The sequence below is a fragment of the Westiellopsis prolifica IICB1 genome (genome assembly GCF_004323185.1).
Classification (GTDB): Bacteria; Cyanobacteriota; Cyanobacteriia; order Cyanobacteriales; family Nostocaceae; genus Pelatocladus; species Pelatocladus prolificus_A.
Genome location: NZ_NAPS01000002.1, coordinates 2233554 through 2252676, shown reverse-complemented (window position 1 = coordinate 2252676; position 19123 = coordinate 2233554). Strand labels below are relative to the sequence as shown.

At 39.9% G+C, this 19123-nt stretch carries 16 protein-coding genes and 1 tRNA gene; 9 read left to right on the top strand and 8 right to left on the bottom strand.

The window, feature by feature from the left end:
* The first annotated feature begins 168 nt into the window (after positions 1 to 168).
* Positions 169 to 1212 (top strand): adenosine deaminase, encoded by a 1044-nt coding sequence (locus B4U84_RS24035; protein WP_131120794.1) that lies wholly within the window; start codon positions 169 to 171, stop codon positions 1210 to 1212.
* Between the two features lie 77 nt (positions 1213 to 1289).
* Here B4U84_RS24035 and B4U84_RS24030 read toward each other — a convergent pair whose 3' ends face one another.
* A complete protein-coding gene (locus tag B4U84_RS24030) occupies positions 1290 to 4430 on the bottom strand; it encodes a serine protease (protein WP_131120793.1) in 3141 nt (1046 codons plus the stop codon).
* Between the two features lie 24 nt (positions 4431 to 4454).
* Here B4U84_RS24030 and B4U84_RS24025 point away from each other — a divergent pair, with 24 nt between their 5' ends.
* Genes B4U84_RS24025 through B4U84_RS24015 form a run of 3 tightly spaced genes read left to right on the top strand, consistent with a single transcriptional unit; the run spans position 4455 to position 5667 of the window.
* Positions 4455 to 4979 (top strand): helix-turn-helix domain-containing protein, encoded by a 525-nt coding sequence (locus B4U84_RS24025; RefSeq protein WP_131120792.1) that lies wholly within the window; start codon positions 4455 to 4457, stop codon positions 4977 to 4979.
* A gap of 50 nt (positions 4980 to 5029) precedes the next feature.
* On the top strand, positions 5030 to 5305 hold the full coding sequence (locus tag B4U84_RS24020) for a hypothetical protein (protein WP_131120791.1): 276 nt from the start codon (positions 5030 to 5032) through the stop codon (positions 5303 to 5305).
* Between the two features lie 56 nt (positions 5306 to 5361).
* On the top strand, positions 5362 to 5667 hold the full coding sequence (locus B4U84_RS24015; protein WP_242677688.1) for a transposase: 306 nt from the start codon (positions 5362 to 5364) through the stop codon (positions 5665 to 5667).
* Here B4U84_RS24015 and B4U84_RS24010 read toward each other — a convergent pair.
* The 3 genes from B4U84_RS24010 to B4U84_RS24000 all read right to left on the bottom strand — a co-directional run bounded on the left by B4U84_RS24010 (position 5662) and on the right by B4U84_RS24000 (position 8401).
* On the bottom strand, positions 5662 to 6138 hold the full coding sequence (locus B4U84_RS24010; protein ID WP_131120790.1) for a COP23 domain-containing protein: 477 nt from the start codon (positions 6136 to 6138) through the stop codon (positions 5662 to 5664). The two genes, B4U84_RS24015 and B4U84_RS24010, sit on opposite strands and share 6 nt — an antisense overlap.
* 256 nt (positions 6139 to 6394) lie before the next feature.
* Positions 6395 to 7768: a serine/threonine-protein kinase gene (locus tag B4U84_RS24005; protein ID WP_131120789.1), complete on the bottom strand. Its 1374-nt coding sequence runs from the start codon at positions 7766 to 7768 to the stop codon at positions 6395 to 6397.
* 312 nt (positions 7769 to 8080) lie between these two features.
* A complete protein-coding gene (locus B4U84_RS24000) occupies positions 8081 to 8401 on the bottom strand; it encodes a rhodanese-like domain-containing protein (RefSeq protein ID WP_017311689.1) in 321 nt (106 codons plus the stop codon).
* Positions 8402 to 8631: 230 nt separating this feature from the next.
* Between B4U84_RS24000 and mutL the strand changes: the two genes are divergently transcribed.
* Positions 8632 to 10308, top strand: a complete 1677-nt coding sequence (gene mutL, locus B4U84_RS23995) for a DNA mismatch repair endonuclease MutL (protein WP_131120788.1) — start codon at positions 8632 to 8634, stop codon at positions 10306 to 10308.
* A 176-nt stretch (positions 10309 to 10484) separates the two neighbouring features.
* On the opposite strand, the gene B4U84_RS23990 is transcribed toward mutL, so the two are convergent.
* From B4U84_RS23990 to B4U84_RS23975, 4 genes are all read right to left on the bottom strand, one after another.
* Positions 10485 to 11312, bottom strand: a complete 828-nt coding sequence (locus tag B4U84_RS23990; RefSeq protein WP_131120787.1) for a class I SAM-dependent methyltransferase — start codon at positions 11310 to 11312, stop codon at positions 10485 to 10487.
* 561 nt (positions 11313 to 11873) lie between these two features.
* Positions 11874 to 12191, bottom strand: coding sequence for a DMT family transporter (locus tag B4U84_RS23985; protein ID WP_131120786.1), 318 nt, complete (start codon positions 12189 to 12191; stop codon positions 11874 to 11876).
* Positions 12192 to 12273: 82 nt separating this feature from the next.
* Positions 12274 to 13368 carry a beta-N-acetylhexosaminidase gene (gene nagZ / locus B4U84_RS23980; protein WP_131120785.1) on the bottom strand — a complete coding sequence of 365 codons (1095 nt, stop codon included), beginning with the start codon at positions 13366 to 13368 and terminating at the stop codon, positions 12274 to 12276.
* Positions 13369 to 13587: 219 nt separating this feature from the next.
* The gene (locus tag B4U84_RS23975; RefSeq protein WP_131120784.1) at positions 13588 to 14856 is read right to left on the bottom strand and encodes a septal ring lytic transglycosylase RlpA family protein; all 1269 of its coding nucleotides are present in this window, start codon (positions 14854 to 14856) and stop codon (positions 13588 to 13590) included.
* Positions 14857 to 15191: 335 nt separating this feature from the next.
* On the opposite strand from B4U84_RS23975, the gene B4U84_RS23970 reads away from it, so the two are divergent.
* The 4 genes from B4U84_RS23970 to B4U84_RS23955 all read left to right on the top strand — a co-directional run bounded on the left by B4U84_RS23970 (position 15192) and on the right by B4U84_RS23955 (position 18945).
* A complete protein-coding gene (locus B4U84_RS23970) occupies positions 15192 to 16079 on the top strand; it encodes a PhzF family protein (protein WP_131120783.1) in 888 nt (295 codons plus the stop codon).
* 259 nt (positions 16080 to 16338) lie between these two features.
* Positions 16339 to 17778, top strand: coding sequence for a 15-cis-phytoene desaturase (pds, locus tag B4U84_RS23965; RefSeq protein ID WP_017311682.1), 1440 nt, complete (start codon positions 16339 to 16341; stop codon positions 17776 to 17778).
* Positions 17762 to 18694 carry a 15-cis-phytoene synthase CrtB gene (gene crtB, locus B4U84_RS23960; RefSeq protein ID WP_131120782.1) on the top strand — a complete coding sequence of 311 codons (933 nt, stop codon included), beginning with the start codon at positions 17762 to 17764 and terminating at the stop codon, positions 18692 to 18694. The genes pds and crtB overlap by 17 nt, the downstream gene beginning before the upstream one ends.
* 159 nt (positions 18695 to 18853) lie before the next feature.
* A tRNA-Ser gene (locus tag B4U84_RS23955) sits at positions 18854 to 18945 on the top strand.
* Positions 18946 to 19123: the final 178 nt, after the last annotated feature.

Here is a 19123-nt window from a genome sequence, read left to right as displayed (position 1 = left end):
AGGAAGAGCCGCAAGATTGAAACTCCCTATTTATTCGCGATGATATCTCGCGAATTATTTTTCTCTCTCTATTTTTGCAAAATTGGGATGCTCCCGATTCTCTAAGCAAATTATTTTTTTATTTGTTACTGTTAATAATAATTAATATTTATTCTGAATAGCACCACTATGGCCTTATATGCAGAGTTACATAGACACCTGGGCGGTTCGGTTGTACCGCGAGTTTTATGGCGATACTTTGAACGTCATTGCTCGGAGTTAATTTCTCGGTTTGCTGACTATGGAGATTTTGAAGAATTTTACACACGTCCGCGTAATACTTTAGATGAGTATTTAGAGTTACATACTTTAGTAGAAAGTGTACAAACTGTAGAGACTCTACCCTACTTTATTTATCGGCTATTACGGGGTGCTTATATATTTGAAAATTTGGCTTACTTGGAATTGCGTTATACACCTTACCTGCGGACACCAGAACACCTGAGTCAATCAGAAAGAATTGACAAAATGGCAGAAATTGTTGAAGTTGTGGGTAAAGCAAGCAAACTACCTGAATATCCAATTGTCACTAGTCAAATTCTTTGTATGCATTCGCGTTTACCCTATGAGGTGAATAAAGCGATTGTAGATTTAGCTGCACAAAATAAGCAGTATGTTTGTGCGATAGACGTGGCAGGAGGAGATAATTATTATGGCGATCGCATAGAAGAATGGGTAGAACTATATAGTTATGCGCTGTCTTTAGGAATTAGTACAACAGGACACCTGTACGAAACGACAGCTGGTTGTTATCCACAACTGTTACCATTTTTGATGCGAATTGGTCACGGTATCCAAATTCCTTTGTTGTACCCCGAATTACTTCCAGATTTAGCAAAACGCAATCAGTGTTTGGAAGTTTGCCCCACAACTTACCTCAAAACAGGTACTTTAGAAGATATTCGCCAACTTAAGGTTGTCTTTGACCGTTGTTTTGATGCTGGAGTCGATATTGCCATTTGTACAGACAACGCTGGACTACACAACGTCCGTTTACCCTTTGAGTACGAAAATCTTCTCACCTACGACATCATTAATTTTCAACAACTCCAAGCTTGTCAAGATGCAGCTTTCCGTCATGCTTTTGCTTGGCCTTACACTCAACGTCCAGCATCACTATTAAATAGATTGCTAAATACTGAAGATAGTAAACTTGTGGCGATGAAAAATTAGTACTTGGTGTCTTTGTGTCTTGGTGGTAATAAATGATTTTTGAACCACGAAGACACGAAGACACTAAGGTTTATTGATTATTGCTCAAGCTCTTTAATTCTTGCCAATGCACCTTGATAATATTCCATTTTCCCTTGTTGTTTATAGAGGTCTGCGGCTTTTTGATAATCCTGACGCGCTCCTTGAATGTCTTTGAGTTTAATGCGAACATCACCTCGAAATTCGTAAGCGATAGCATAGTCCGCTTGTAGGCTAATTGCTTTCGTGTAATCTGAAATTTGTTGTTGATAGTCTCTCTGTCTTAAACCACGAGTCACGTAGAAACTAGCATTGTTAGGATTGAGACGAATCGCAGTGTTCATATCGTCAATCCCTTTTTGATCGTTTCCTTGTCGATAGTGGAGCAAGGCCCTTATTTCGTAGGTATCAGCAAAGTCAGGGTTGAGGAGGATTGCTTTATTAAAATCAGCTAGCGCGCTCTGATTTTTTATCTGGGAAAAGTAAACTTCACCTCTTGCTTTATAGTAATTAGCAACGTTAGGCCCAAGACGGATCGCTTCATTTAAATCAATGATCGCTTTTGTATAATCTTTTTGCATAGAGTAGGCAACACCCCGTACAGCGTAAAGATTGGCTAGAAGCGACTTATCTTTGGGTTTGAGGCGAATACCTTCGTTGCTATCAGCTATAACTGCCTGATAATCTTTCAATTCTATAAGTATAAAGGCACGGTTTTTGTAGTATTTTGCTTCTTTGGGTTTGAGGCGAATAGCTTCGGTGTAATCTGCTACAGCTTTTTGATAATCTTTCTGCTTATAGTGAATATAACCCCGTGCATCGTAGTACACATCTGCTGACTCAGGAGCAACGCTTAAAATATTTTTGAGATCAGCCATTGCTCCTTGATAGTCTTGTAATTTGTTACGAGCATCAGCGCGATTGATGTAGTATGAAGTTTCTTTTGGCTTTAAGCGAATAGCCTCAGTATAATTGACTATAGCTCCTTGATAATCTTTTTGCTCATACCGGACATTACCCAGCGCATTGTAATATTTAGCTGCCGAACTGGGAGCAAGGCGAATAGCTTCGGTGTAATCTGCTATAGCTTTTTGGTAATCTTTGAGTTCTCTATAGGCATTGGCGCGATTGCTGTAATATAATGCTAATTTAGGCTTTAAGCGAATAGCTTCGGTGTAATCGCCTACAGCTTTTTGATAATCTTTCTGGTCATAGCGGACATTACCCAACGAATTGTAATAGTAAGCTGCTGACTCAGGAGCAAGGCGCATGGCTTCGGTGTAATCCGCTATAGCTCCTTGATAGTCTTCCAGTAATTTTCGAGCATCCCCTCGGTTGTCATAGATGTAAGCGCTGTCAGGCTGTAGACGCAGAGCAGTTTTAAAATCTTCAGTATATTTTTGCTGATTTCCGATTTGAGCGTAGAGAAGACCCCGATCAGTGTAATATCGGGCATTGTTTGGCTGGAGTTCTATGGCTTTGTCTAAATCAGTAATTGCTCCAGCATGATCTCCCTGTTCATAGCGAACAAAACCCCTTTGGCTGAAGGCATAAGCTAAGTCTGGCTGAAGTTCTATGGCTTTGTTTAAATCAGCAATGGCTCCAGAGTAATCTTTAAGTAATTTACGAGTGTAAGCACGGCGGGTATAGTTCTCAGGATGATGAGGATTGAGTCTAATTGCTTTATTACCTGCTTCGAGTGCTTCTGGGTAAAGCCCTAACTGTTCTAATGAATTAGCAAGCCAAGTATAAACAATAAAGTCATCAGGTCTAAGTTGAATTGCCTTTTCTATGATTTTCCGTGCATCCTCGTATTCTTCTAAGTAGTAGTATGCATCACTAAGATGGCGTAAAGCCAGAAAAGCTAGATCGGAACTAGGATTATATTCAATGGCTTTGTTAAATGATTTAATTGCCTCTTGGTATTTTTGCTGACGCATCAGTGTCTGAGCGTGTAAGTACCAAGCTTCTGAGAAGTTACGTTTAATTGCAATGGCTTTTTCAAGTGCTACTAGTGCTTGTTCATATCGACGCGATCGCCACAGCTTATTACCATAATTTAACCAGTCAATTTCATCAGCACTGCTTGGTGGTGCTTTTAAATCTAATGAAGATGTAACAATATCATCTTGTTGTGAGGGTGTGAGTTGTCGCGGGCGAGAGTTCTCTTGTTTGAGACTAAGATTGATTTTGTCTGAACGAAGTCGTGCAACAAAAGTCTGGATCGGAACACCCAAACTGTAACCTAGCTCAAGTTCACTTTGGCGATCGCTTTTTTGGGAAATAGAACCTGGCCTTTCTTTTTTGTCATTTTCTGCTGCTGTATGAATTCCGATGACGCGACCTTCTGTATCTAATACTGGGCCACCACTCATTCCTGTATCTGTAATGTTGGTATAGACTAGTCCGTATCCCTGCGATAATGAGCGGTCATCCCTCGCTAAATTAGTACTACTAGACCAATCTAAAAGAAAGCCAGCACTCAACTTACGGTTTGGTGCAACGCTCGCTTGTTTTGACTCAGGCCAACCAGAAACGAAAGCTAGCTGTTCTTCAAGCTTTTGATCATAATTTGCCAGGGTAGCTACTTGGTATCTTTGGTTGCTATTAAACTGCAATAAAGCTAAATCTACACCATCCCAGGGTTTGATTGTACTATTGCTCACCACATTTTCTTTACCATCAGGGGTAATAACTTTTAGTTCTCTGTTACCACTGGCTACGTGTCTAGCAGTGAGGACATAGTATGTGTTCCCTTGCTGGGCGATGATTACTCCCGAACCATTTCTGATTTGTGAGTCATTTTTGCTTTGCCAAGTTACCAATACTGTAACTTCTTTGGCAATACTATCTACCTGCTTTGCTATTTCGTTTGATGGAGTAGGTGCTTTAGTTATATTATTGTCTGGCTTTGGCGATGAGCTAGTTGATACAAATTGGGGAGCTAGTTGAGCAAACTTAGCAATAGAAACTCCCCAACTCGAACGTCTCATCTGATTTCGCAGATCATCATTAGGCTGGGAACCATCCTCATACACATAGGGGTTCCCCCACAGAGGCTGAGCATGAATACCATTGATACCGATGATCTTACCTTCACTATTGAGGATTGGTCCCCCACTCATACCCTTTTCGATTTCATTGGTATATCCAATCTGATAGCCTCTTTTTAAGGAGCGTTCTAGCAATTCTGATACCATTTCTGTATGAAGATGCGCTAAATTGTGAAAAAGAGTGCATTTGGTACAAGTGTGATGGGGTTGAGATTAAAAGTCGAGATCAAAGAGAGTCAGGAAGAACTGGAAAAAGCAGTTAAACATGCCACACAGGGAAACAGCAAGGAGAGATTACAAATGCTCTACTGGCTCAAAAGTGGTCAACTAAGAAGTCGGCAAGCTTTAGCACAACGTTTAGGGAGAGACGAAGCAACAATAACTCGATGGATCAGAAAATATAAGGATGGGGGATACAAAGGCTTATTAGAGGTGAAACATGCCCCAGGTAAAGAGCCGATAGTCAGTGGCTTCATGTTAGAACGTTTAAAGCAAAGATTATTAGAACCACAAGGATTCCACAGCTATAAACAAATTCAAGAATGGTTAATCAGCGAATTTAGACTGGAGATAGCTTATAAAACGGTATATCAGCTAGTACGATACCAACTAGGTGCAAAGCTGAAAGTGCCGCGTCCAAAAAGCCGAAAACAGCACCCAGAGAGTCAGCCTCATTTTAAAAAAAACTGCCTTTAGCACTCAAATTCTTACAAGATGAATTTGGGCAAGGTAAGCGGCTGAGATATATGTGTCAAGACGAGACACGTTTAGGGTTAAAAACCCTTGCCGGACGTGTAATCACTGCTCCTGGCGTTAAGCCCGTTGGTTTGAGTCAATGGCAACGTGATAATTTTTATTTGTACGGTGTCGTAGAACCTTTAACTGGCTACAGTTTCTTCTACGAGTTTTCTCATCTCGATGGTGATTGTTTTCAAAAGTTTTTAGAGTTATTGTCTGCTGAGGGATCTCCAAATAATAAAATGCCCAGCCGTCGCTTTCGCCTAAGAGGCGAAAGCGCCTAAATCTTTGGGCTTGGCCAAAATATATTTAATACGGCTGGGCATTTTATTACTTGGAAGTGCCTGAACTAGGAGAGGATGTTGCAGTTATCCAATGTGACCAAGGCTCATTTCATACCGTCAAAACTCTTGATTGTCCAGAAAATATCATTCCCATTTTTCAACCTCCTCACTCTCCAGAACTCAACCCCATTGAGAGGTTTTGGGAGTTTCTCAAAACTCAACTGCAATGGGAAAATTGCTCCTCCCTTTCCCAGCTACGTCAAAAGCTAGCTGAGGTACTTCAAAATATTACACCTTCGATGATTGCTTCTCTTACTTCTTACGATTTCATTCTTGAAGCTTTATTTAGCGCAGCTTCATAAAGAATTGGTATGAGGAGAACCATCTTCAGATTGCACTAAAGGACCTCCGGCTGTATATCCATCTAGATGTTGAAGCACCAAGCTAGCATCCTCTTTCCGTTTGAGTGTGAACAGCAACATCCCATCACGACAAGAACGAGCGTATTGACTGACAGCACATATAACAGGTGTTTTATTGGAAAATCCCCATGTTAGATAATTCAACTGACCCTGTTCATAGGCTTTCTGGAAGTTGTCAGATACTATTTGACAGCGTTGTGCAGGTTTCAATCCGCCTAAACTAAACTCCCAACGAATAACTTGAATAGGTTTTCTTGTAACGGTTCTAGCAAATGTTGTTGGTACACCATCATCACTAGTGCTACAGTAGTACGTCTTAGCTTGAGCCGAACTGGGTTGACTCATAGCGCCAATAGCTGCCAGAGTCATTGCACCAGCGCCCAGTATATTGACAAGTAACTGTGTTTTCATACTCAAGTATTTCTCGCTAATAACAAGAAACTATAATCACTAGTATCCTCTCAAAAAAACTACTGAAGCTAATCAATCTTGTAAAAATTTATTGAAGTATTGATGTAGTTTTAAATGAATTCATAAATTGCTTAATATTTTTGTTTGAGTGTACAGCAATCTATTGTTAAACAACAGGATAAGCAAACTTGGATTTAGATAAATTACTTTTTATAACGCATAAATCTATTTAGCAAATTTATACAGAAAATGTATATTACTGAATTTCCAACGAATGAATCATTGTTTGAGCAGACTTCAAATATTTAGAATATTTGCTGACTTGTGCTGTATAATTTATAAGATAAATTCTGTTATCTTTGATTGTCCAAACTTGGAGAACTTGTACATCATTGCCCTCTTCTTTGCCTGTGTAAACAATTTGGTAAGCTGGTAATTTTGCTAACTCCGTTTTACCTTCTGAAATAATCTTTGCATCAGGAAAAAACTGTTTAATCTCAGTAATAGAATTTCGAGTATATTCATCAAGTTTTTTATTATTTGCTGGCAAATTAACAAAGAGTATTACATTTTCTTGATATTGATCTGAATTACTTTCTTTAGGGGAGATAAATTTTGCTAAACTACCTGTTCTGCTATCTGGAATTTCAGATAGCATCCACGTTTGTGGATATTTGATACTGATACCATAAGTCATATTGCTATAGCTCTCCAGTTTTTCGCTCGGTATCAATATTGGCACTAGAGCAATAGCACTAGCTGTAACAATTCCGACTCCAATTAATGCTTTCCACAGGATTGGTTCCGAGGGTTTTAAGCTTTGGAGTGCTTGCAAAACCTCTGTAGCTGACTGATATCTCTGCCGAAAGTCATACTTGACCATTTTTTCTATAATCTCTGCCAACTTTTGGCTAACCTGTGCCTGGTTACGCCAAATAATTTCACCTGTAAGAGTATCTTGTGGCAATTGAGTAGCTCTTAATCCTGTCAGCGCACAAATACCAATAATTCCAACTGCATAGATATCACTGCATAACCTGGGCTGACCTTGGGTTTGTTCGCTAGGCATATAGCCGGGTGTGCCAATCGCAACTGTTAAATTCGCTGCTCCTTGGAGGTTCCCTGTTTGAGAGCTAATTTGTTTGACTGCTCCAAAGTCAACCAAAACTATTTTGCCATCTTGCTGACGCCGAATTAAATTCGAGGGCTTGATATCACGGTGAATGACATTATTTTTATGGACAAATTCTAAGACTTCTAGAATATCCTGCAATAAAACAATGACTTCTTGTTCACTAATTTGTTTGTCTGGTATGAATTCAAAACTCAAATCATGCCCAGCAATGAATTCCTCTACCAAATAGAATTGTTGTTCTTGTTCAAAGTGAGCCAACAGACGCGGAATCCGGTCGTGACTACCTAAGCGATTGAGAACTTTGGCTTCAGTCTCAAACAGCCTTCGTGCCAGTTCCAAAGTAGCAGGATCGGTTGCGCGAGGCGAGAAGTGCTTAACTACACACTGATCCTTATCAGGCAATTTCCTATCTATGGCTAGGTAAGTAGTGCCAAAAGCCCCTTGTCCAAGCTTACTAATAACTTCATAGCGGCTATCGAGGATTTTACCGATCATTCAACTTACAAGCGTCTTTATTTTATCTGAATTTTGCCATAGAAACTGGAGATATGAACTACTTAGGGACTTACAGAAAATAAATTATCTCAGAATCAATAATAATAATCAGTATCAAAAAATGAAGAGACTGCCGATGGCAACCCATTTCTCACAAAAAGACGGCGGCTCGGAACGCTCCTTCTAGGGTTAGGAGGAACCGCCGCCTTTGGTAATTGGTAATTGGGCCATTACCCATGACCATGAAATCCCCCCACGCTTTAACCGTGGGAGTGTTAAGAAAAATCAGCCATTAATATACTTTTATTTGTTTTAAGCCCCTACTGTTGCACCTCCGGCTGTTTTCCAAGCGGACAAGCCACCTTTAATTTCAGAAACATGAGCAAATCCAGCCTCTTTTAACACTTTTGTAGCTTCGACTGCTTGTTCGTCGTTTTCACCATAAACAAAAATCTCGCGCTTGCTATGGAAAGCAGTTTTTGCGCGACTTGTCAAGTCAGCTAAGGGAATTGGTACTGCTCCTGTAATATGACCTGTATTGTAGCTGCTGCGATCGCGTACATCCAGAATCGTAAAACCAGGTTGACCCAATTCCAGACGAGATTTCAGGTCGTGTGCAACAGAATCAAGCATAATAGCCACCTAAATTAATTGTTTTTGCCTAATAGTTTGTTGATTTCCACTATCAACAGCAATCTACCAAAAAACTTATTTTTATCGAGCTTTTTTTAAAAAGAATAAATATTTTCCTTAAGATTAATAAAGCTGTGTATTTTTATGTCAGAAAGTAAAATTTTGTATATAAAATTAATGAAATTTGTTTAGATGATACACTGACTAACGCCTTGTCTAAACTAGACTTTATGGTATCCACGATCCAAGTTTTACCAAAAGAAGTCGTACATTTAATTACAGCTGGAGAAGTTATAGACTCTTTTGCAGCTGTAGTGCGGGAATTAGTAGAAAATTCCCTTGATGCAGGTGCAACGCGGATAGTGGTTTCTATTTGGCCAGAACAATGGCGAGTCCGAGTCGCTGATAACGGCTGCGGGATGAACTTGGAAGATTTGCAACGAGCAGCATCAGCCCATAGTACCAGTAAAATTCATAGCTGTGCAGATTTATGGAAAATCACTAGTTTAGGATTTCGTGGTGAAGCGTTGCACAGTTTGACGATTTTGGCTGAATTAGAAATCTTGAGTCGTCCATCTCCGGTTGTATCTGATCAATTTACTGGGGGAACACGGGTAGTATATGCCTATGGAGGGCAAATACTACATCAACAAGCAGCTGCGATCGCACCTGGTACAGTTGTCACAGTCTCCAATCTCTTTGGTAGTTGTATCGCCAGACGTCAAGGTTTACCAGCGATCGCACAGCAAATGAAAGCAGTGCAAGCAACTATCTATCAAATAGCTCTTTGTCACCCGCAAGTTGCTTGGCAAGTTTGGCAAAATGACCGAGAATGGTTTAATATTTCTCCGGCTGGGACAATGGGGAAACTCCTACCGCAACTTATCCACCAGGTGCGTCCAGGAGACTTACAAGAATTGCAAATAGAATTGTCTAGTTCTCCCCAGCATTCCTTAAATATAGTTGTGGGATTACCTGATAGGTGTCATCGTCATCGTCCAGATTGGCTGCGGGTAGCGGTAAACGGCAGAATAGTCAAAGCGCCGGAATTAGAACAAACTATTTTAGGAGCATTTCATAGAACATTACCACGCGATCGCTATCCGGTTTGTTGTCTACATCTGGTAATTTCCCCAGACCAAATCAACTGGAACCGCAACCCAGCCAAGACAGAAATTTATCTCAATGACTTGAGTTATTGGCAAAAGCAAGTCAGTCAAGCTATTGAACAAGCACTCCGAATTAATTCTGACACGATTCAAGAAGCAGTTCACACTAGTAGAGTTGGGAAATTAATTAAAGTCGCAGAAGAAAGCGGTGCTTACAATATTAACCCTTCCACTGTGTCTGAAGATAATTCAACTTCTCACACTTTAAAAGCCGTCGGACAAGTTAACAATACTTATATAGTTGCTGAACATCCGGGTGGTTTGTGGTTAGTGGAACAACACATCGCCCATGAGCGAATATTGTACGAACAATTGTGCGATCGCTGGCAAATTATCCCGATTGAACCACCGATTATTCTCTATCAATTGTCCTCAGTGCAAGTGTCCCAACTACAGCGCCTTGGTTTAGATATTGAACCCTTTGGTGAACAACTTTGGGCAATCCGCAGTATACCCGCAATGTTACAGCAGCGAGACGACTGTGCAGACGCAATTTTAGAACTGAGTCGGGGAGGAGATTTACAAACAGCACAAGTAGCTGTTGCTTGTCGCAGTGCCATTCGCAATGGTACACCCCTTTCCTTACCAGAAATGCAACAAATTTTAGATGATTGGCAACGCACCCGCAACCCCCGCACCTGTCCTCACGGACGCCCAATTTTTCTATCACTAGAAGAGTCTTCTCTAGCACGATTTTTTCGGCGTCATTGGGTGATTGGGAAGAGTCACGGGATTTAAAAGGACAAGGGACACAAGGAGGCGTTTGTAGTGAGGACTTTTAGTCCTCATTAAGCGCTTTATACCAATTTAATATGAAGACGCATACAAAGACCCCACTGCCCTTGCTAAGGGCAGGGTTGGGGAGAGGTAAAATTCGGGAGCAGCTTCACGAAGAATTGGTATTAGCACTTAACTTATTTGCAAATAACCATTGTTGCAGCAGGTATTGGAACTAGTTTCTTACCGTCCTTTTCACTTATGTTAGACGCTAATATATGTAATATTTCTTGCCGTTGTTTATCAGAAAGTAGGCTCGAATCTGCTTGACAGAAGAAATCCAGAAGCGCTTTCCCTTCTGATGAATTTTCTTCAAAGCAAAGGGTAATATCCATATATTCTGGATAATTTACTACTTCATAGGACAATCCCAAATCGTCTACAATTTCTTGCATTTTTCCTATGTTTAGCATATCTGTAAAGCCTTCTCCTGTGAAAGCAGCGTATTTAAAAATAGTGTCATAGATAACGCTATCTCTAGTATCAAGAGTGATGATCAAAAAGCCATTTTCTTTCAGCATTTCCATTGATTTTTGCACAAGCTGTTGCTCGTGATCTGGCATATAATACATCGAGTGAGTATAGTGAATAATATCAAACTTTTCGTATATCGAAAATTCTTCAATTTTTTCTGAATGAACTTTTAAATCAACATCACTAAACTCTGAAGGATTAATTTTTTGTTCATAGCGCTGTCGATGTAAATGGTTTGGTTCAACAGCGACATAACGAAGCTTTGATTCTTTTGATATTTTTTGCTTGAGAGTACGTATCACTTGTACATCAAAATCACCAGGACCAGCTCCTACACTTAACACAGCAACTTGTGGGGGCTGTGGCTTGAGGTATTTTTGCATCAAATCAAGACCAACTTGGCGATTAACTTGCCAATTTTTCAGAAAAGCTTGGTAGTTCGTCTCATAGGCTTCATACAACTTGATTTCATCTTCTGTAAGGGAAACCATAATCATTCTCCTAATAAATTTATAGTGTACTGTTACAAATATTCCAAAGCAATTTATTTATATTGCAATAACTTAACTTGAAAGTATATTTATCAACTATCAAGTGAATATAATTTGCTACTCAAAAACTATACTCACATCTTGCACCAATAAAAATTGATGTAATTTAATTACTCAGTAAAAAAGTGAAAACCTTGATTTATCGATAAAAGCCCATAAAAATGAGGTAGCTTTATCGCGCATATTTTTACTTTATCTGAGGTTGTACGTAGAGGTGCAAGATCTGAGTATACACACTTATGTATGTGGATAATGAAAATTAAAAATTTGAACCTTATAAAGTTAGGTTTTGTATATATGTCTGCAATTTTTGGGAGATAGAGTATAGTATTAAATGAAACTTCCAAATACTTTCTTATACCCAAATTATTTATGTGCCAATTGTTAGATTGTCATGACATAACTTTTTAACATTATTCAAGTAGGTTGCGTGTTTATTGTTACAATCTCATCAATGTTACTATACTTTATGACTCCTCAATTGATTGGTTGATAATTTTACTAATATTTGGTTAAATTTAAACCAATTACTCCGACAAAAATGAAGCCAATACATAAAGCTTTGGCTAGGCTGATATGTTCCTGAAACATCATTGCACCTAGTATTGATGTCCCGATAATTCCTATTCCAGACCAGACAGCATACCCAACACTAACTTCAATTGTTTTCAGAGAAAATGCAAAAAAGCTGAATGCTAAAGGATATCCAATAATTGCACCCGTTAAGTAAATCGGTTTTGAGAAGCCATCTGCTAATTTTAGAGAAATAGTTCCAAATATTTCACAAGCGATCGCCAAAAATAAAAAAACCCAAGCCATTAATTTATTCTCTAGTTCACAAATAATAATTTAACCTAAAACCAAATTGTTAGGAGTATGATCGCCTTGTCGAAATACAGGTCTATGTCATTTTAAAACTACAAGCGATCGCTAACTCTGCATGTTGCTTGAGTCTGTCTTGATCTAGAATTGAAACTGAGTACTGGGGAGTCGTAGCTACTAGGCTATCAATTCGCATTCTTGCTGCTTCAACAATGCGTTCGTCAAGGCTAGTATTGCTGAGAGAATTTACAAAATCTTGAGCGATCGCAAAGGTGCGTTCCACAGATGATGAAGGTAGATTGCGCGAAACAATAAATAAATCACAACCAGCATTAAATGTCTGCGCCACAGTCCCACTTTTAGCATACATATTTGAGACTGCTTTCATATCTAAATCATCAGATACTATCACCCCTGCAAAATTAAGTTCTTCCCTAAGTATTCCTGTCAATACAGTCTGCGAAAGTGTCGCAGGTACATTTACATCTATCTGAGGAAATAAAATATGAGCAGTCATGATCATCGGTACTTGTTCAGCGATGAGTGCTTGAAAGGGTATAAGTTCGCGATTTCGTAGTTCTTCTATTGTTAAATTCAGTACTGGTAATTCTAGATGGGAATCTGTGCTGGTATCTCCATGTCCAGGAAAATGTTTAGCACAACCAATAATTCCAGACTCCCGCAATCCCAGAAAATATTCACGCGCACCAGCAGCAGCACTCTCTGGAGTCATACCAAAAGCACGAGGTCCGATAATTGGGTTATCAGGGTTAGAGAAAATATCTGCTACAGGCGCCCAAGATATATTAATTCCTAATGATTTCAATTCTATTCCTGCTGCTTGAGCAACTTCACGCGCACGGGACTGCAACAAAAAAGCATGGGGAAATCGAGTGATTGGTAAATATGGACGATGGACAGTACCACCTTCATGATCAATACTCATCAGCATCGAATCACGTTCAGCATATTGACGAATTTGATTAACTAGATCCTGATAGATTTGCAGCCATTCTTCGTAGTGAACACCGTAACGAAAGTTCTTCGCATAAAAAATAATCCCCACAGGCTTGAGTTCGCTCAGAATACGTTTATCATCATCGTTTAATTTAGTACCAGAAATACCGACGATTAAATGATGTCCAAAACGATGCATATCTGGCGCTGCTACCATTATGGGTTCCTTCCTACTCAGATTTTTCAGCAGTTGCAACAACTGTAGTTAGAGCTAACTTAGGTTTTTAGCTCCAATTAACTAAGAAAAAATTTTAACTGATTTTAACTCTGAAAAAACGTAGGAACACCACCAATAACCCCAACCCGCTTCAGCGGGTTTAAACTTTCAGCCGAAACTTTAGTTCACGGTTTGCTGATCTGATAACTATGAACCTGGTCAAAAATCCGTGACAATTGCCAGCTTTTTCTTAGTTTTCTGATTTTTCTGACTCAAATTCAGATTTTTGAGAGTTATTTTTGCTTCACTTGGTTGCATAATCACTGCTTCATAAGGTACAACTCCAGCTACTTCACTATTGATACAACGAGCGGCTACTCTTGACAAATCCAGACTGCGAGGAGGAACATAAGGACCGCGATCGTTGACTCGCACAATCACTGCTTTACCAGTTTGCAAGTTAGTCACTTTTAAGAAGGTATTAAAAGGCAAAGATTTGTGAGCAACTGTCAATTCATTTTGATTGAATATTTCACCATTTGCTGTCAAGCGACCATGAAAAAATGGACCATACCAAGAAGCCAAGCCATACATCTTTTTCTGGGAAGGTATTAAGCCATACATTTTTAATTGACCTTCCACAAGTGATAATGTTGGTGCGCTCATCGCGATACGCAGGTTATTCGTCCATTCAATTGCTAATAATTCAGCGCTTCGGTTGGCTTTTTGGGTAATTTGTTTATTAATGCCAAACAGATAGCGGTTTCCTGACATTAGTGCTGGAACACCATCAACTAATGCTGGTTGCAGCTGTGATGCATTTAGATTTGGTGACTCCAACAATCGGCGCAAACGTTGTTGCATCAAAGTAGCTTGTAATCTATTGGGTAAATTTGCAATTAAGCGGTTATTCACCCAGACCTCGTAATTACTTTCGTCACGATACACAACAGCCACTGGGAAAGTTGCAGAAAAACTAAAGACTGGCTCAAAAGCACTAGAAAAGCGGAATAAATTATGCAGTGATTGTCCTAGATGCAGTGTCCTCAAGGACGATCGCAAAATATTATCTGCGAGAAAATCTGCTTGGGTAGAAGCTGCTTTTATAAATGTAGCGGCTGATAAATTATTGGCAGTTTTGACAACAGGCTGTCGAATTTCAGTCAGTTGCAGGGAAGAGCAAAATTGATTTTTGCTGCTTTTAGCTTTTGTTTTCAAAGCATTTGATGGTTTATTTAGGATAGGTTTTGTTGTCTTGTCTCCCCAATCTATTTTTAAAAAACGTGTAGGTAGTAGCGTCGTAGTCCAAAATTTTACTGGTTGCTTTGGCTGTACAAAAAATGGATGAGGCTTACTAACCAATTTACCTATATTGGCAGAAATTTTTGTCGAATCAACTTTTGATACAATGCTTGGTGGCAAGGTTTGATTTAACGACAAAAAAGAACCAATCCAGGATGTAACCCAAAGTAGTCCAAAAAATATCATGATTATTGTCAATGTTCAGAACATAGCACCTTCCTACAGGCGCAAATTTATTTATGTTTTCCTGATTTTTTCAACAAATATTTGTGCATAAATTCTTCTCTTTTGAGAAAAATATGCATCGGGCTAGATACACACAAATCAGCGATTACCAGCAGGGATCATCTTATACTGTTAATGCTCAATAAGCAAATCAAAGATTCATAAAATTTTTAGATATAAAAGGCAAATTATACTGGCTTTTCAATTTAAATTTTTTATAAGAGATACAACTCAAGCCGAGTAAACATGCAAAAATTTGCTAACAATCAACTATTCTTATTAAGTAATTTAAACAAATGAAAAGTCTTATATTTTACATTGCAGATGTGTTTGCTGAAGCAAAATATACTGGTAATCAACTAGCTGTCTTTACCAACGCCGCTAGTCTTTCTTCAGAGCAAATGCAGCAAATTGCTAAAGAAATCAACTATTCTGAGACTACATTTGTGACTTCAACCGAAACAGTATCTGGAGGATATAATGTAAAAATTTTTACACCAAATCAAGAACTGCCTTTCGCAGGTCATCCTACTTTAGGTACAGCTTATATCCTCCAAAAAGAGATTATTCAAAGTTCAGTTAAAAAAATTTTATTAAACTTACAAGTTGGACAAATACCAGTAACAATCGATGACACGAATGCTGCTGGTAAATATTTGTGGATGCAGCAAAAAGCGCCAACTTTTCATCAAATATTGGATAGTCAAACAATAGCTGAAATTCTGAGAATACAGTCACAAGAGATCGATTCTCGTTTTCCAATTCAAGCAGTTTCTACAGGAATTCCCTTTATTATTGTCCCTCTAAAGACTCTGGAATCTGTCAAGCGAATTCAGGTCAATAAAGAGAAATATTTTGAACTGGTTAATAGTATGGATGCGAAAAGTATTCTTGTATTTTGCCCAGAAACATACAAACCAGAGAATGATCTGAATGTGCGCGTATTCTGTGATTATCTGGGCATACCAGAAGACCCTGCTACTGGTAGTGCCAATGGATGTTTAGCTGGCTATTTAGTTCAATATTCTTATTTCGGCAAATCAGAAATTAATTTACGAGTGGAGCAGGGATATGAAATTAACAGACCTTCGTTAATTTTGCTCCGAGCAGAGCAAAAAACTCCAGCCATAGACGTGAATGTAGGAGGAAAGGTAGTAATGGTGGCGAGGGGAGAGTTTGTGTGAGGTGAACAAGTGGGGGACAAGGGGGACAAAAAAAGTCAAAAGTCAAAAGTCAAAATTAAGAACTTTTGACTTGTTTGCCCAATGCCCAATGACGCCAGGTGCTACAACGGAGGGAACCTCCGCAACGCACTGGCTCCCCAATGCCCCACGCCCAATGACCAATGCCCAATGACAAATGACAAAACACAAATGTAACGGTTTGCAAAGTATAATGAGTACGGCAAAACCCTTAAGAAATATTGAAGAGTAGTAAGGTTAAATGCGAGTAGCGATCGCCGGAGCTGGACTAGCAGGACTTTCCTGTGCAAAATATCTCACAGATTTAGGTTATACCCCCATTGTCCTGGAAAGCCGGGACGTACTAGGAGGGTTAGTAGCTGCTTGGCAAGATGCAGACGGCGACTGGTACGAAACTGGTTTGCATGTCTTCTTTGGGGCTTACCCCAATATGTTGCAGCTACTGAAAGAACTGGATATTGAAGACCGTTTGCAGTGGAAAAAACACACTATGATCTTCAACCAACCAGAAAAACCCGGAACATACAGTAGATTTGATTTTCCAGAATTGCCAGCACCCTTAAATGGGATTGTGGCAATTTTGCGAAACAACGATATGCTCAGTTGGGGAGAAAAAATCGAGCTAGCCAAGGGATTAGTTCCCGCGATGCTGCGAGGACAAAAATATGTTGACTCCACAGATCAATATACTTTTTCCCAATGGCTCAAACAGCAAGGAGTCAGCGAGGATGTGCAACAAGATATTTTTATTGCGGCCTCAAAATCGCTAAATTTTATCAATCCAGATGAAATTTCAGCCATAGTATTACTGACTGCCTTGAATCGCTTCCTCCAACAAAAAGATGGCTCAAAAATGGCCTTTTTGGATGGTTCACCAACAGAACGCCTGTGTCAGCCATTGGTAGATTACATTACAGCACGTGGCGGAGAAGTACGCTTAAATGCCCCACTAAAAGAAATTTTGCTTAATGAAGACGGTACGGTGAAAGGCTTTTTAATGCGGGGACTCAATAAAGCAGCAGATTATATAGAAACTGCTGATGTTTATGTCTCGGCAATGCCTGTAGACGTTATGAAGGTGATGGTACCACCTCCTTGGAAAGAAAATGACTTCTTTCAAAAGCTGGAAGGGTTAGAGGGCGTGCCTGTGATAAACTTGCAGTTGTGGTTTGACCGCAAGCTTACTGATATAGACCAGTTGCTATTTTCGCGCTCGCCTCTACTCAGCGTTTACGCTGATATGAGCAATACCTGCCGTGGGTACACCAATCCGGAGCGCTCAATGCTGGAATTGGTTTTGGCTCCGGCAAAAGATTGGATTGCCAAATCCGATGAAGAGATTTTGCAGGTAACTCTTGCCGAATTGCAAAAACTCTTTCCCTCACACTTTCACGGAGACAATCCAGCAAAATTGCTGAAATATCACGTAGTCAAAACGCCGCGTTCAGTTTATACAGCAACTCCTGGTCGTCAACAGTATCGTCCTTCTCAGCAAACACCGGTCAGCAACTTCTTTCTGAGTGGGAGTTACACTATGCAACCCTATCTCGGTAGTATGGAAGGTGCTGTGCTTTCTGGTAAGCTGACAGCGCAGGTAATTGCTGAAGGACACTCAGTGGCAAATTCATCAAACCTGCAAATGCAAACCCCCCAGCCCGCAACGAATGCTGCAACTGTCTGATTCCCCCCCGCGCATGAAACCGCCGGTCTCTGTGGATGAGTCCTATCAACTTTGCCGTCAAATTACAGCAAAGTACGCCAAAACTTTTTATCTTGGCACTTTGCTGATGAGTAAGGCAAAACGTCCAGCTATATGGGCAATTTATGCCTGGTGTCGCCGTACCGATGAATTGGTAGATGGCCCGGCGGCTGCTATTACCACACCAGAAACTTTAGATAAATGGGAACAGCAGCTGCAAGCCATTTTTGCGGGATATCCAGTGGATAATTTTGATGTGGCTTTAGTAGATACCCTCCAGCGCTTTCCGATAGATATCCAGCCCTTTCGGGATATGATTGCCGGTCAGCGTATGGACTTACACCGGAGTCGCTACGAAACATTTGATGATTTGTACCTGTATTGTTACCGTGTCGCTGGTACGGTAGGACTAATGTCAACGGCGGTCATGGGAGCCGATACCAAGCAAAACACCGCTCCTTGGAACCGCAATCAACCACCTTATATTCCCACCGAAGAAGCGATCGCACTCGGAATAGCCAGTCAACTCACCAACATCCTACGGGATGTACATGAGGATGCACGACGGGGAAGAATTTATATTCCCCTAGAGGATTTAGCGCGATTTAACTACACTGAACAAGATTTGTTCAAAGGCGTAGTGGATGAACGCTGGCGTTCCCTGATGCGTTATTTAATTGCTCGCACTCGCCAATTTTACAAAAAAGCAGAAAAGGGAATTAGCTACCTCTGTCCAGATGCGCGGTTGCCTGTTTGGGCGGCTCTAATGCACTACAGTAGAATTTTGGAAAAGATTGAGCGTAACGACTACAACGTTTTCAATCAGCGTGCTTACGTACCTCAATGGCAAAAGTTAGGCAGCTTACCATTAGCGTGGTTGCGATCGCAAGTGCTATAAAATTAGTCACTAGTCATTTGTCCTTTGTCCTTTGTCATTTGTCCTTTGCAAAAATTAGTAACTATGAATTAATGACCAATGACCAATGACCAATGACCAATGACCAATGACTATTGACTTACATCTAAACATCTGCTAATATTTATATTCGACATAGGTGGAGAGGTGGCTGAGTGGTCGAAAGCGGCAGATTGCTAATCTGTTGTACGGATCGAAAGGCCGTACCGAGGGTTCGAATCCCTCCCTCTCCGTATTTAACGTAGAGACGCGATATATCGCGTCTCTATTTTATTTAAAGCGTCTCTATTTTATTTAGAGCCTGAAAAAATTAACTACTTTACTCCTATTGGCAGATGCTATTATTTATGGTTTAGAAATCACAGATTAAACTTATCTTGCAATTAAGAAGTTAACTTGCATCTGGTAATG